The sequence below is a fragment of the Peribacillus sp. TE19612 genome, from assembly GCF_056279465.1.
Genome location: NZ_JBWCCL010000008.1, coordinates 23,149 through 37,374, shown reverse-complemented (window position 1 = coordinate 37,374; position 14,226 = coordinate 23,149). Strand labels below are relative to the sequence as shown.

Below are 14,226 nucleotides of genomic sequence, written 5' to 3'. Positions count from 1 at the left end.
GTTATTCGGACCAATCCAGACTTTCTAAAAATTCCAATACATCTTCATGCAGCTCGTCTTTTTCTTTATCAAGGGTTATGACATGACCGGATTCTTCATACCACTTGATTTTTTTGACCGGTGATTCAATGGAATCAATAATAATATCGGCACTTTTTGGATTGATAACATCATCATGCCGGCCCTGCACGACAAATGTCGGAGCGTAAATAAGATCGACGTGCTCCCGTACATCCGTTATCAATTCCTGAAGGGCTTTCAATGTATTCATCGGTTTATCGGCAAGGAGGTCCATTTCAAGCTCTATTTGCTCTTGAGTTTTTCCTTCATACTTCTTAAATTCTCTGGCGTACTCCAATACTCCTTTAAACATCATTTCTTCACTTTTGATATACATAGGCGCACACATTGATACGATACCCTTTATAGGTACAGTGTAACCTAATTTAAGAGAAAATACGCCTCCTAATGAGAGTCCGGCAACAGCAATTTCTTCATGGCCTTTGCTTTTCAGGAAATCGTAGCCCATCATGACATCTTTCCACCAATCTTCCGGACCTGTTTTCACCAGCTCCTCTGGGGGAACGCCATGCCCTTCATAGTGCGGGGCATGGCAGGTGTATCCCTGTTTCTCCAAGAAACGGCCCAGCATCCGTACATCCGCTGAATTCCCCGTGAATCCATGTAAAAGTAAGACAGCCCTTTTTCCGCCTTCAAAAGTAAAGGGCTGCTGCAGCTTGATTTTCATGACCTTGAACTCCTTTATCAGTAAATAGAATTTTTAAAAATCCCTATCCTATAATTAAGTACTAAAATCACTATATCTATTCATGCAACTATTGTGCAAAGAAAAAAGCCTAGCTATTTAGCTAGACTCATTTTTGATCCATTACACATCAAAGTATGCAACAAGTAAAGTTAAAGCAAAGAATAGAATCGCCAATACTATTGTCGCCCGATGTAAAACCAGGTCCAAACCGCGTGCCTTTTGCTTTCCGAATAACTGCTCAGCACCGCCGGCAATCGCACCTGATAAACCTGCACTCTTACCTGATTGAAGCAATACCGTCACAATGAGGGCGATACTGACAATCACTAAAAGCGTTATGAGAAATGCATGCATGCAATTACACCTCCTGAAGAACCAATAAACAATTACTTTAACTTTACCACACCCAATAAATATCCACAATCTTTGTTATACTATGATGGTAAGAATTCCTAAAAACCCATAGTCATTTATTTCTTTTTGAATCAAAGTTTGAGATAATTTGCATAAATAGAGAAAGAGGTGTCAACATGTTTAAGTCCATACTACGGATTCTTGATCTCCTGACCATCCTATTCTCGGCGGTTGCCGGCTATTCTTTATGGACAGGCGGAAGCAATTTCATCAGCGTCCTATTAATCATCCTATCACCGCTTTTATTGCTGCTGGCAAAATATCACGGAAATCGATACTTATTATTTGCTGCATATATCACGACAACCGTTTATTTTACTGCTATTATTTATAATGGACTTTCCAATAGCGGTATCGACTTTTTCCAATCAAGCTTCAATGTCCTCCTGATCGGGGCAGCAGCCGCCTTGCTGAGCGTCATAGCGGCGGTTATTGGGTTCGGGACCAATACCCTTACGATTCTTTGGTTATCGCTTCACGCCCTTGTCACATTCGAGACAATCAGGATGTCCTCTGGTTTCCTTTCGAGCTTTTGGTCTGATCCCGTCGTGGAAACCGCAATCCGTAATGATTATCCATTTTTATTGATGGTCGTCTGGATTGGCTTATTTCTTGATAAATATCAAAGTGAATTAACTAGGGATTACTTATCACGATAATTTTTCAAAACTACTTTTATTGGAAATCTTATATTAAAAGCAAGGGGCCTTTCATATGTTAAAACCTATATTTGCAGCAACCGCTCTATCATCTTTCATTCTGATGGCTGGCTGTTCATCCGACCTGACAAGCGAGCATGAAAAAGAGCAAAAAGAAGAACAACCGAGCTCCCAGGAGACTGAGAAGGAGACTGAGACCGACAAGAATAATGATTCAAAAGAATCGGCCCAGCGCCAGGTGGAGGTTGATGAAGCGGCTAAACCCGGACAGGCTGGCCTTCAGACGTTGGCCCATCCGGAAAGCATACCTGTACTTGTCAATAAACAATACAGCCTGCCTGAAGATTACAAACCTGCTGACCTAATCTACCCAAATGTGAATTTCATCTTTGAAGATAAAATCGAAAAAAGAATGATGCGAGAAGAAGCGGGAAAGGCTCTTGAATTAATGTTCCAAGCTGCCGAAAAAGACAATATGCACTTTGCCGGAGTTTCCGCTTATCGCTCTCACCAAAGACAGATCGAGGTCTTTAATAACTATGTGGCTAAGGACGGGGAAGAAAAAGCGAAAACCTACAGTGCAATGCCTGGGACAAGTGAGCATGAAACGGGACTCGCGATTGATGTCACGACTCACGATGGTGCATGTGCTGCCCAAGACTGCTTCGGTGATACTAAAGAAGCCGCCTGGCTTTCTGAACATGCACATGAATACGGATTTATCATCCGCTACCCTGAAGGCAAGGAAAACATCACAGGTTATAAATACGAACCATGGCATATCCGCTATGTTGGTGTCGATGCCGCAACTGAAATCTTTGAAGCGAAGATTACATTAGAAGAATACTATAATGCCGTACCAGTGGAAGCTGTTTCGGATAATTAAAAAAAGGTGCCCGGATGCGGCACCTTTTTTTATTAATCAAACGTTTGATTAAATCCTTTTATCAGCCCTGAACAAGCCGGAATCAGTGACTGGACGGCTAACTTTATAAGCAAAAAAACCTCCCATACAATGTGTATTCTCACATTGTATGGGAGGTGAAAAGAAATTACTGTGCAGAATCCATCTTCTCGTCAGAAGCAGAATCCCAAAGTAATTGGGTGAATGCATTTCAACGACTGAAAGAACGAAACCTATTTTTGGAGCATTGCATATTTAAGCAACGAAAAAAGGACTCCGCATAATTGGCGGGGTCCTTCAATATTCATCGTTTTTATTTTCAACTTCAAATAGGTTGAAACTTGATGATTCATCTGGGTTGAATGCAGGTTCTTCATTTTCATATTTATTTTTATGTTCTTCTACGTATTTAATTTTCTGATATTCCTCTTTTGACATACCCTCCCAAATTTTTGTTGCATTGTGGTCTTCATGGCCAGGCTGAGGATTCGTATGCGGTGTTGGGTCCAAGATAAAACTACCCAAAAAAATGGTTGTGTAGAAAAATGGCATTGCCATAATCAGAACGATTAAGCCCAATGCTCCAACTATATTTATGTATTTTTTCATTGGTGACATACCTCCCAATTTTTGAATTTTTATATTCAATTGATGCACAACCAGCATATTTTAGTCACTCCATAACCAATCACGAAACCACTTGACGGGAAGAACAGCCAATACACAAATTACAAGAAGTATGAATGCAATATACAGCATTCCTAAATCAATCAGTATGCCCATTACTACAGCTACACAGGAGATTATAATAGCGATAGAAAAACGTTCAGTCATTGTCTCACCTCCCGTTTGGTTAACTCCAGTAAATCTTTTATTAATTCATCGGTATGGATGAAATCAAACACTTGGTATTTTTTGTTGTTTCGATTGGGCATAGTATGATGAATGTCATGTCCAGCCCGTACCAGAGCCATAGACAATGATTTTTTGTAAATGTTCTTGAGCCCCATAATATCCACCTCCATTTATCAAATTGGCAAAGGAGGTAAAGTGCTTACCTCCTTAAATTCATTCCTTTTCCATCTTTTCTTTCTTTTCCATTTTATGAAGGATGATATTGGAAACAATCGCATAGGCCACAAACGCCATCCAATAATAACCATAATCCTTATCGTTGCCAATGGACGAAAACATTAATATCGCAAATAACAAATATGGAATGGTCAATAACAATCGGAGTTTCCAAAGGTATCGTCCCCACATCGGTATTCCTCCTTTTAAAATCATTGGCAGTGCTTTTGAGATTTTTTCCACTCCTCAAATACTATGTCACTGGCAATAATTTCAGCATCGGTATATCCCAACCCACCTAAAGCAACTTCGATTTCATCAGCGCTCTTGCTGTCAAATAATCGTAGCTTGGGAATGAGAGTCCACGCTCGCTGTTTATCAATTTCCACAGCTACAGAGTTGATATCACCAAGCAAATCAAGGTCGTTTATATAATGGTCCAATGTGCGTTTGGCAAGAAAGTCAGTTCCTTCATTATTGTTACGGAAAAACAATCCTGTTAGCGTTTCGATGGCTGTTGATAAGATTTCTGGTTTCATGGCTTTTGTCCTCCTAATTAACTAAATATTCCGTTACATCTATTACTATAGAAGTATGAAGTACCAAAATTATGCTGTCAATCTAAAAAAGACCATTCCTATTGGAACGGTCTAAAAGTTTGGCATATAAGATTTTTCGTCTGTGTTTTTAACATCCAGCTCATGACCATCTACCATGTAATCATAAACAAGCGTGGCTTGTGGGACATACTTTCTATCTATCTTTGGTTGATGTATTGCTCTGTCCACTTTACCGAAACCGTTGATTTGTCGCCTTTCTGCTAATTGCAAATTATATTTTCTAGCCACAATATCGAACACAAGTTTTGCATCATCTTGAGTTTTAGGCAGCTCTAGGCTTTCACGAACTTTACTTTCAGTTTTCGTTAAATAAGCACAGTAAGCATCATATTTAAAGCGAATGCCATAATATGCGTGGATTTCCTTGTGTTTTTTTTATAAACTCCTTGGAGTTTGGATGCTTGCCTTTTTTGGCTATCCAATATCCAATTCCCAATTCCTCTTTTAACAAGTTGACCTTATCGTCAATATCTTTAGCAATATCAATATCCATTGGGCCATACCATTTTGTAATTGTAGGTCTCGATAGTTCGCTTGGAATAATTTTTAATTTGTAAGTCAAATGAAAATTCTTTCAACAAGTCCTGTATTAACACGCAAAAACCCCCAATTCATAAGCGATTTCACTCACTTATAAATCAGGGGTTGATACTAAACATTTGTATTGCTAAGTTCGAGTTGATGTACTACATAACTCAAAGTGTCCAAAAGTGCCTTGTATGACAAAGTTCGGACGTATTTTATGCTTTAATTACTTCTTCAAGTTATAGAAAGATTTCAAGCCGCCATATACAGCCAAGTCACCAAGCTGGTCTTCGATGCGAAGAAGTTGGTTGTATTTAGCGATACGGTCCGTACGGGACATGGAACCGGTTTTGATTTGTCCTGCGTTTGTTGCAACGGCGATATCAGCGATCGTTGCATCTTCCGTTTCACCTGAACGGTGGGAAACGACTGCAGTGTAGCCTGCGCGTTTAGCCATTTCAATTGCATCAAACGTTTCAGTCAGTGTACCAATTTGGTTCACTTTGATCAGGATGGAGTTACCGATGCCTTTTTCGATGCCTTCAGCCAATTTTTTCGTGTTCGTTACGAAAAGATCGTCACCAACAAGCTGAACTTTAGAACCGATGCGTTCCGTTAGAAGCTTGTGGCCATCCCAGTCATTTTCATCCAGGCCGTCTTCGATGGAGATAATAGGGAATTCATTCACTAGCTCTTCATAGAAAGCAACCATTTCTTCGGATGAAACACCATTGCGGCCTTCGCCTGCAAGATCATATTTGCCTGTTTCTTTGTTATAGAATTCAGATGAAGCCACGTCCATGCCAAGATAGATATCTTCGCCTGCTTTGTAGCCAGCTTTTTCAATTGCCTCGATGATGACTTGAAGCGCTTCACGGTTTGAACCAAGGTTTGGCGCAAAGCCGCCTTCATCGCCGACTGCCGTATTCAAGCCTTTGGCAGAAAGGACAGATTTCAAGGCATGGAATACTTCCGCACCCATACGAACTGCTTCTTTGAAGCTAGGAGCTCCTACAGGAAGGATCATGAATTCCTGGAAGTCGACATTGTTATCGGCATGTGATCCGCCGTTAATGATGTTCATCATTGGAGTCGGAAGTTGTTTCGCATTGAACCCACCAAGGTAACGATACAATGGTAATCCAGAAAATTCCGCAGCGGCATGGGCAGCAGCCATTGAGACGCCAAGGATTGCATTAGCTCCCAAGTTTCCTTTGTTTTCAGTGCCATCCAATTCAATCATAGTTAGGTCAAGGCCTGCTTGGTTCGTTACATCCAAACCGATGACAGCTTCAGCAATGATATCATTAACATTATCGACTGCTTTTTGTACCCCTTTACCCAGGTAGCGAGATTTATCCCCGTCACGAAGCTCAACCGCTTCGTGCTCTCCTGTCGAAGCACCTGATGGTACGATTGCACGTCCGAAGTATCCGGACTCTGTTTGGATTTCTACTTCTATTGTTGGGTTACCACGTGAATCTAGCACTTCGCGTGCATATACATGTTCGATGTACGGCATTATAAATCTCTCCTTTTCCTATTCACAATTTTATTTAGATAATAGGGATTTCCCTGTCATTTCAACAGGTTTTTCGACTCCAAGCAAATCAAGCATCGTTGGAGCTAAATCGCCTAAGATACCACCTGTTCTTAATGTTACCTGATTTTTAGTGATAATGACAGGAACGGGATTCGTAGTATGGGCTGTCATCGGGTTGCCTTCTAGCGTTACCACTTCATCAGCATTCCCATGGTCAGCGGTGATGATCGCTATACCGCCTTTTGAGACGATTAAATCGACAATCCTGCCTAGGCATTCATCCACTGTTTCAATCGCTTTAATGGTAGGCTCAAGCATCCCTGAATGACCAACCATGTCCGGGTTGGCAAAATTCAAGAGAATGGCATCAAAACGGTCAGCCTCAATTTGTTCCACCAATGCATCCGTCACTTCATAAGCACTCATTTCCGGTTGTAAATCATATGTAGCGACTTTCGGAGAATTAATTAAAATCCTCTCTTCACCAGGAAACTTCTCTTCACGTCCGCCGCTCATGAAAAACGTCACATGCGGATATTTTTCAGTTTCAGCGATACGAAGCTGGGTAAGCTGGTTTTGGGAAAGTACTTCCCCTAATGTATTATCAAGATTTGTCGGATTAAATGCAACATATCCGTCAACTGTTTCTGAAAAATGTGTCAAGCAGACAAAATGGAGATGCTTCGGATGTCCAGGACCGCGGTCAAATGAGCGAAAATCCTCATTCGTGAACGTATTGGAAATCTGGATCGCCCGGTCTGGACGGAAGTTATAAAAGATTACGGCATCATCATCTTTAATCGTTGCCACCGGTTTACCGTCTTCCGCCGTTATGACTGAAGGTATCACGAACTCGTCGAAAATTCCATGTTCATACGAATCCTCGACACATTCCATCGCAGAAGAGTAAGCAGGGCCATCACCATACACCATCGAACGGTAGGATTTCTCCACACGTTCCCAGCGCTTATCACGGTCCATCGAATAATATCTTCCGGAAATGGTCGCAAACTGACCCACACCGATTTCCTTCATTTTCGCTTCCGCTTCCTTAATATAACCCTGTGCCGTTTTCGGGCCGACATCACGGCCATCTAAAAATGCATGTACATATACATTTTTAACTCCTTCTTTAGCGGCCAATTTCAAAAGGGCATACATATGATCAATATGACTATGCACGCCGCCATCTGAAAGAAGACCGAAAAGATGAAGGTCCGTGCCTTTTTTCTTGGTATGGCTCATGGCATCGACCAAAGTTGGGTTTTGTGCAAACTCACCTTCACGGATTGCCAGGTTCACACGGGTCAGGCTTTGATAAACGATCCGTCCTGCCCCGATATTCAAATGGCCCACTTCCGAGTTCCCCATTTGACCGGCAGGCAAGCCGACCGCTTCCCCGCTTGCAGTTAAATGGGAGTGCGGATACTGTTCCCAATATCGGTCAAAGTTCGGTTTTTTCGCATGAAAAACAGCATTACCCTTTTCTTCGTTACGGCAGCCAAAACCGTCTAAGATGATAAGTGCCACAGGCGACTTACTCATAGTGACCAGCCTCCAGCAATTGTAAAAATGAATCGGATTTCAAGCTAGCACCGCCAACCAACGCACCGTCTATATCAGGTTGTGCCATGTACTCTTTAATATTCTCAGGTTTTACACTGCCACCGTACTGAATGCGGATGGCTGCAGCTGCTTCATTTGAAAATTTGTCGGCAACAACTGAGCGGATATGCGCACAAACTTCATTAGCATCTTGAGCAGATGACGATTTTCCTGTTCCAATCGCCCAAATCGGCTCATAAGCAATAACGGCTTGTTTCAATTGATCGTCAGATAATCCTGCTAGGCCCTTTTCAATCTGGCTGCCTACGAAATCATTCGTTTCGCCAGCTTCCCTTTGCTCAAGTGTTTCACCGCAGCAAACGATCGGGGTCAACTGGTGGGCAAAAGCGGCATGAGCTTTTTTATTAACGGCTTCATCCGTTTCGTTGAACATTTCCCTGCGCTCAGAATGACCAAGTATGACATAGGATACCCCAAGATCAGCCAAGGCGATTGGGCTGATTTCTCCTGTGAAAGCACCGCTTTCTTCAAAGTGCATGTTCTGTGCCCCGATTTTCACATCGGTTCCTTTTGCTGCTTGAACGAGCTGATCCAAAAATAAAGCTGGAGCACATACAACCGTATCGATTACATCTTGCTTCGGAATCAAATTGCTCACTTCTTCTAAAAAGGCAGTCGCTTCAGATAGTGTTTTATTCATTTTCCAGTTTCCTGCAATAATCGGTTTACGCATTTGGTTTCTCATCCCTTCTAATGTTGAAATATGTAACGGTTTAATCTTATTTATCGTTCAAGGCCACAACGCCAGGCAACTCTTTGCCTTCCATGAACTCAAGAGATGCACCGCCGCCAGTTGAAATATGGGACATCTTTTCTGCCAGGCCAAACTTTTCTGCAGCTGCGGCCGAATCCCCTCCGCCAACAATGCTGTACGTATCATTTGCTTCCGCCAAGGCTTGAGCAACGGTTCTCGTTCCATTCGCAAATTTATCGAACTCGAATACACCCATTGGTCCATTCCAAATGACAAGCTTGGAACTTTTGATAACATCCGCAAATAATTCACTTGTTTTTGGTCCGATATCAAGAGCCATTTTATCATTTGGAATAGCATCGATATCGACATTATCCGTCTCTGCATCAGGTGAAAATTCAGCCGTTACGACTGCATCGATAGGCAAATGAAGTTTTACGCCTTTTTCTTTTGCACTTTCGATGAAAGATTTGGCCAATTCTATTTTGTCTTCTTCCAATAAAGAATTACCGATTTCATGACCTTGCGCTTTAATGAATGTGTAACCCAATCCACCACCAATGATCAAGTGATCGACTTTTTCCAAAAGGTTTTCGATAACGCCTATCTTATCCTTTACTTTTGCTCCGCCAATTATAGCTGTAAAAGGACGTTCTGGGTTGGATAGGGCTTTTCCAAGTACAGAAAGCTCTTTTTCCATCAGCAATCCAGCAACGGCCGGGAGATGGTGAGCTATTCCTTCAGTTGAAGCATGTGCACGGTGTGCAGCTCCGAATGCATCGTTAACATATACATCAGCCAGTGCCGCAAATGATTTCGCCAATTCTTGGTCGTTCTTCTCTTCTCCTGGATAGAAACGAACGTTTTCCAACAACAGGATCTCGCCATTTTGCATGTTATCAATGATGGATTGAACGGTCTCGCCGTATGCTTCTTCTGCCTTTTGCACATCTTTGCCGCTAAGTTCGCTTAGTCTTTCCGCAACAGGTGCTAAACGCAATTCTTCTACGACTTGTCCTTTAGGACGGCCAAGATGGCTGGCTAAGATTACTTTTGCGCCTTGTTCTGTCAAATAGGAAATCGTCGGCAGTGCAGCCTTGATTCTCGTATCATCCGAAATCTTTCCGTCCTGCATCGGAACGTTGAAATCAACACGGCAAAATACGCGTTTCCCCTTTAATTCAATATCTTTAATCGACTTTTTATTCATAATCCAAGAACCTCCTTAGATATTGTTATCATATTTTTGATTCTTTTAGCCAAAAAGGGAGAGGGTAAATTTCCCAACTCCCCTTTTCTCTTTTTCATTATAGTCGGTTTCCAGGAAATTATCCAAAAACAAGAAATGTAAACGCTTGACTGATTAATGACTTACTAATAATATCATCTTCTGCCAAGTTTTTTTAGGGCTATGATAAAAAAAACCTCACCTTGGTGAGGTTTTTTATTATTCTAATTACAATCCTTTTTTAGCCAAATAGTCGATCAAATCAACAACACGGCTTGAATATCCTGTTTCATTATCATACCAAGATAATACTTTAACCATGTTTCCTTCCATTACCATTGTGGAAAGGGCATCGATTGTAGATGATGATGGGTTACCGTTATAGTCAGTTGATACTAGCGGAAGTTCGCTGTACTCAAGGATTCCTTTTAACTCACCTTCAGAAGCCTTTTTGAATGCTGCATTAACTTCTTCAACTGTTGTGTCTTTTTCAAGTTCAGCAACAAGGTCGACAACAGACACGTTTGGAGTAGGTACACGCATTGCCATACCATTTAATTTCCCTTTAAGTTCAGGAAGGACAAGTGCAACAGCTTTTGCTGCCCCAGTTGTTGTAGGAATGATATTCTCTGCAGCTGCACGTGCACGACGGTAATCTTTATGAGGCAAATCAAGGATTTGCTGATCATTTGTATAAGAGTGAACAGTAGTCATCATACCGCGTTTGATTCCGAATTGTTCATGAAGCACTTTAGCAAATGGAGCTAAGCAGTTCGTTGTACAAGAAGCATTAGAGATTACATGGTGGTTTGCTGCATCATATTTGTCTTCGTTTACACCCATGACGATCGTGATATCTTCATCAGATGCAGGAGCAGAGATTATTACTTTTTTCGCGCCAGCTTCTAAATGCTTAGCTGCATCCGCACGTTTTGTGAAACGTCCAGTAGATTCCACAACTACTTCTACTCCCAGTTCACCCCATGCTAATTGTGCAGGATCACGTTCAGCCAATACTTTTACTTTGTGACCATCAACAACAAGGTAATCCCCATCAACTGCTACTTTTTCATTAAGAGATCCATGAATTGTATCGTATTGAAGAAGGTGCGCTAACATATTAGCATCCGTTAAGTCGTTAATAGCAACAATCTCTACCCCAGGATTACTCAATGCTGCACGAAATACATTACGTCCAATACGTCCAAAACCATTAATACCAACTTTTACTGCCATGAAAAATTCCTCCTTTTAAGTTCGCAAATATATTAAGGGGTGTAATTCCCCTGAATTAACTCTTGTGCCGCAGCTTCATCCGTGATCAAAACGGTTGATGAAGGTGCGCCTTTCATGTAGGAACGGATAGCCTTTGCTTTAGTTTTGCCACCTGCCACAGTTATCACTCGCTTTTCAGGGCTAAGATCATCTAACTGGATGCCGACCGTCAAAACTTTATGAACAACTTTGCCGTTTTCATCGTAGTAATAACCGAATGCCTCTCCTACAGCATTTCCATCTAACAGCTTCTTTAACATTTCTGGCGAAGAATTTCTTCTCTCTGCCATCGCCATGGCATCACCGATTCCATGAATGATCATATCGGCAGACTTGATTTGGGAAATCACTTCTTTAATTGCAGGTTCCTTCTGAAATGATGCATAAACCTCACCGCTTAATTGATCGGGTACATATAACACTCTGTATGAGGCTTGAGCCTTCTGTGCCATTTTTTCGACAATCGTATTGGCCTGATTCTGCACCGCTTCACCAATTCCCCCGCGGGCTGGGACAAATGTCAATTTCCTGGATGCTTCATCAGGTGACAACGAATTAGCCACTTCGGCCATTGTCGATCCGCCAGTAACCGCAATGATATTCTTTGAGTTCCATTCTCGTTTCATACGGTTTGCACAAGCTTTGCCCAATTCTTTTTTCACCCATGGGGTTTCATCACAATTTCCTGAGACAATTATGACTTCATCCACTTGTAACAAATCCTGCAATTGCTTTTCCATTATGTCTATACCCATTACTTCACGCATTATTCCTTCTAACTTATCCAGGATTTCAATCCCTTCATCAGTCAGCGTCATGCCAGAGCTGAAGATGTTAACCAGGTTCTGACTTTTCAGAAAATCAACCTCGCCTCTAAGCGTCCGCTCTGTCAAATTAAGGCTCACGGACAGACTGCGCCTTCCAACCGGCTGCATCATTTTGATATAACGCAGGATATCATATCTTTTTTGCATAACCATAAGGAAATCGGGCAATAATTTTCTTTGTACCTCGAGTAATGTACGCATATTTAAAACTCCTAAAAAGTTAAGTTGGACCTTTAACGTCCCGCGTAGTCATTTTCTGTCCCACTTAAAACAAAAAAATATTCCTGCTACATATTTTATTCTAGCAGGAACGGAATGTTTCTTCAAATGATTTGAAAAATTATTTTTCCAAAAGCCTATTTAGAGCTGATTTATCAACGTTTCCGAACTGAACGATTTCATCTTTCCATTCAACGACAGGGATCATCAGCCCGAATCTCTCAAGCAAATCATCATCGGTATGGATATCGATTTCCTTATAGCCTATGCCTGACTCCACTTTCACTTCTTCGAGTACCTGCTTGGCTTTATCACATAACGGGCATTTATCCCTACTATATAAAACAAACGCATTCGATTCCAAAACCACTCATCCTTTTCAATCATATCTTTTTCGTTTAGATGAAGAAGGGATCCCTAATTGTTCCCGGTACTTGGCAACGGTTCGGCGTGCCAGGATAATTCCATGCTCTTCTTTCAGCCGTTCCGCCAAGTCTTGATCCGAAAGTGGCTTTTGTTTATTTTCCCCATTGATGGCTGCCTGGAGGCTCTTTTTCGCCTGCATGCCCGACATATCCTCATCAAGGCCGACCGACTGTAAAGAAGTAGTGAAAAATATCCGCATCTCTATCGTGCCAAATGGTGTCTGTACGTACTTCCCTTTAACCGCCCGGCTTACTGTGGACTCATGTATGCCAAGTTCGTCTGCGATTTCTTTCATCGTCATCGGCTTCAAATAGTTCAGGCCATGATGAAAGCACGCCGGCTGTTTTTCGACGATGCACTGAATAACCTTCAATATCGTTTCTTTTCTCTGTTGGATTCCTCTGGAGATCCATTGGTATTCCTGCCACTTATCCTGGATAAACCGCTGAACTCCCTGATCCTTATGGCTCTTCATTCGGTTTAAATATCCTTTATCCACATTAAGATTGGGTGTGTTACCATCATAATTCCCGACAAGCAGCATGCCATCCCGAACTTCCACGACCACATCCGGCACTATATAAGAAGGTTTTTCCTGAAAAAAGAGTGATGCCGGACGCGGGTTCAACGTCTGGACATAATCAAAGACTTCTTGAATCTCCTTCAGTGTAACACCGATTTTCTTGCTTAGGTCTTTCCAGCGCTTTTCAGCAAAATCGAGGAAATGGTTTTCTATGATCGATTCCGCCAGCAGATTCTCCCCTTCTGCTTTCACTTGAAGCAAAAGGCACTCTTGAAGATTCCTCGCTCCAATACCATGCGGCTCAAGCTCCTGTAAAAGCGAGAGACTCTCTTCCAAAACGGCCGGAGCTATGCCTGGGATGCATATATCATCCAGCTGAGTCCTTAAGTAACCGTTTTCATCAAGGTTATGAATTAATAGAAGCATTGCCTTCTGCTGCTCACCGGAAAACTGCTGGTGATTCACCTGGGACATGATATGCTGTTCAAGCGATATGGTATCTTCACTGATCTGTTCAATCCAATAGTTGGCATCATACGTATTTTTAAGAGTCCGTTTACCTTTTTTGCGGTCAAAAGTTGGCTGAAATAAAGAAGATGTTGGCTGATCTATGGACAGTAATGGGTTCTCCACCATTTTATTTTCTAAAAAAGCCGATAGCTCCTGCGAGGAGTATTGCAGCAATGTAATAGCTTGCATGAGCTCCTGGGTCATTGCCATCTTTAATGTTTGCTGTTGAAAAAGTCCTGCTTTCATATTCATACTCATCGATTCATCCCTCCCCCACTCCATTTTACATTATCAGGAGAAAATTCTACACAAAAACCCATGAAAACGCTTACGATTTTTTTCTGAATAGTTTATTTGTTTTAAATACTATATGTTAGAAACGCAAATTTAACA

At 41.7% G+C, this 14,226-nt stretch carries 19 protein-coding genes; 2 read left to right on the top strand and 17 right to left on the bottom strand.

Annotated features, from left to right (window positions below):
* Position 1: 1 nt before the first annotated feature.
* Complete coding sequence (locus ACZ9AO_RS15105; protein WP_251540487.1) at positions 2–748, bottom strand: alpha/beta hydrolase; 747 nt, start codon at positions 746–748, stop codon at positions 2–4.
* A 141-nt stretch (positions 749–889) separates the two neighbouring features.
* Positions 890–1,123 (bottom strand): preprotein translocase subunit SecG, encoded by a 234-nt coding sequence (gene secG, locus ACZ9AO_RS15100; protein ID WP_034309999.1) that lies wholly within the window; start codon positions 1,121–1,123, stop codon positions 890–892.
* A 176-nt stretch (positions 1,124–1,299) separates the two neighbouring features.
* On the opposite strand from secG, the gene ACZ9AO_RS15095 reads away from it, so the two are divergent.
* Positions 1,300–1,842: a hypothetical protein gene (locus tag ACZ9AO_RS15095; protein ID WP_048688068.1), complete on the top strand. Its 543-nt coding sequence runs from the start codon at positions 1,300–1,302 to the stop codon at positions 1,840–1,842.
* 55 nt (positions 1,843–1,897) lie between these two features.
* Positions 1,898–2,728, top strand: a complete 831-nt coding sequence (locus tag ACZ9AO_RS15090) for a M15 family metallopeptidase (protein WP_476109374.1) — start codon at positions 1,898–1,900, stop codon at positions 2,726–2,728.
* A 315-nt stretch (positions 2,729–3,043) separates the two neighbouring features.
* Here the strand turns inward: ACZ9AO_RS15090 and ACZ9AO_RS15085 are convergent, their stop codons facing one another.
* From ACZ9AO_RS15085 to rpoN, 15 genes are all read right to left on the bottom strand, one after another.
* Entirely contained in the window at positions 3,044–3,412 is a 369-nt protein-coding gene (locus tag ACZ9AO_RS15085; RefSeq protein ID WP_476109373.1) for a hypothetical protein, read from the bottom strand.
* Between the two features lie 3 nt (positions 3,413–3,415).
* Positions 3,416–3,580, bottom strand: a complete 165-nt coding sequence (locus ACZ9AO_RS15080) for a hypothetical protein (RefSeq protein ID WP_157831060.1) — start codon at positions 3,578–3,580, stop codon at positions 3,416–3,418.
* The gene (locus ACZ9AO_RS15075) at positions 3,577–3,756 is read right to left on the bottom strand and encodes a hypothetical protein (RefSeq protein WP_476109372.1); all 180 of its coding nucleotides are present in this window, start codon (positions 3,754–3,756) and stop codon (positions 3,577–3,579) included. The genes ACZ9AO_RS15080 and ACZ9AO_RS15075 overlap by 4 nt, the downstream gene beginning before the upstream one ends.
* Before the next feature lie 58 nt (positions 3,757–3,814).
* Positions 3,815–4,009 (bottom strand): hypothetical protein, encoded by a 195-nt coding sequence (locus tag ACZ9AO_RS15070; protein WP_476109371.1) that lies wholly within the window; start codon positions 4,007–4,009, stop codon positions 3,815–3,817.
* Positions 4,010–4,029: 20 nt separating this feature from the next.
* Positions 4,030–4,356, bottom strand: coding sequence for a hypothetical protein (locus tag ACZ9AO_RS15065; RefSeq protein ID WP_476109370.1), 327 nt, complete (start codon positions 4,354–4,356; stop codon positions 4,030–4,032).
* A 111-nt stretch (positions 4,357–4,467) separates the two neighbouring features.
* Positions 4,468–4,677: a hypothetical protein gene (locus tag ACZ9AO_RS15060; protein ID WP_476109369.1), complete on the bottom strand. Its 210-nt coding sequence runs from the start codon at positions 4,675–4,677 to the stop codon at positions 4,468–4,470.
* A 91-nt stretch (positions 4,678–4,768) separates the two neighbouring features.
* Positions 4,769–4,930: a hypothetical protein gene (locus tag ACZ9AO_RS15055; RefSeq protein WP_476109368.1), complete on the bottom strand. Its 162-nt coding sequence runs from the start codon at positions 4,928–4,930 to the stop codon at positions 4,769–4,771.
* A 258-nt stretch (positions 4,931–5,188) separates the two neighbouring features.
* Positions 5,189–6,484: a phosphopyruvate hydratase gene (eno, locus tag ACZ9AO_RS15050; RefSeq protein ID WP_476109367.1), complete on the bottom strand. Its 1,296-nt coding sequence runs from the start codon at positions 6,482–6,484 to the stop codon at positions 5,189–5,191.
* 30 nt (positions 6,485–6,514) lie between these two features.
* Positions 6,515–8,050 carry a 2,3-bisphosphoglycerate-independent phosphoglycerate mutase gene (gpmI, locus tag ACZ9AO_RS15045; RefSeq protein WP_476109366.1) on the bottom strand — a complete coding sequence of 512 codons (1,536 nt, stop codon included), beginning with the start codon at positions 8,048–8,050 and terminating at the stop codon, positions 6,515–6,517.
* Entirely contained in the window at positions 8,043–8,804 is a 762-nt protein-coding gene (gene tpiA, locus ACZ9AO_RS15040; protein WP_048688041.1) for a triose-phosphate isomerase, read from the bottom strand. The genes gpmI and tpiA overlap by 8 nt, the downstream gene beginning before the upstream one ends.
* A 46-nt stretch (positions 8,805–8,850) precedes the next feature.
* Positions 8,851–10,035 carry a phosphoglycerate kinase gene (locus tag ACZ9AO_RS15035; protein ID WP_053536811.1) on the bottom strand — a complete coding sequence of 395 codons (1,185 nt, stop codon included), beginning with the start codon at positions 10,033–10,035 and terminating at the stop codon, positions 8,851–8,853.
* A gap of 246 nt (positions 10,036–10,281) precedes the next feature.
* Entirely contained in the window at positions 10,282–11,289 is a 1,008-nt protein-coding gene (gene gap, locus ACZ9AO_RS15030; RefSeq protein ID WP_034309982.1) for a type I glyceraldehyde-3-phosphate dehydrogenase, read from the bottom strand.
* A 32-nt stretch (positions 11,290–11,321) separates the two neighbouring features.
* Positions 11,322–12,356, bottom strand: coding sequence for a sugar-binding transcriptional regulator (locus ACZ9AO_RS15025; protein ID WP_048688036.1), 1,035 nt, complete (start codon positions 12,354–12,356; stop codon positions 11,322–11,324).
* Between the two features lie 139 nt (positions 12,357–12,495).
* Positions 12,496–12,738, bottom strand: coding sequence for a glutaredoxin family protein (locus tag ACZ9AO_RS15020; protein WP_251540502.1), 243 nt, complete (start codon positions 12,736–12,738; stop codon positions 12,496–12,498).
* A gap of 15 nt (positions 12,739–12,753) precedes the next feature.
* Positions 12,754–14,091: an RNA polymerase factor sigma-54 gene (gene rpoN, locus ACZ9AO_RS15015; RefSeq protein ID WP_476109365.1), complete on the bottom strand. Its 1,338-nt coding sequence runs from the start codon at positions 14,089–14,091 to the stop codon at positions 12,754–12,756.
* Positions 14,092–14,226 lie beyond the last annotated feature (135 nt).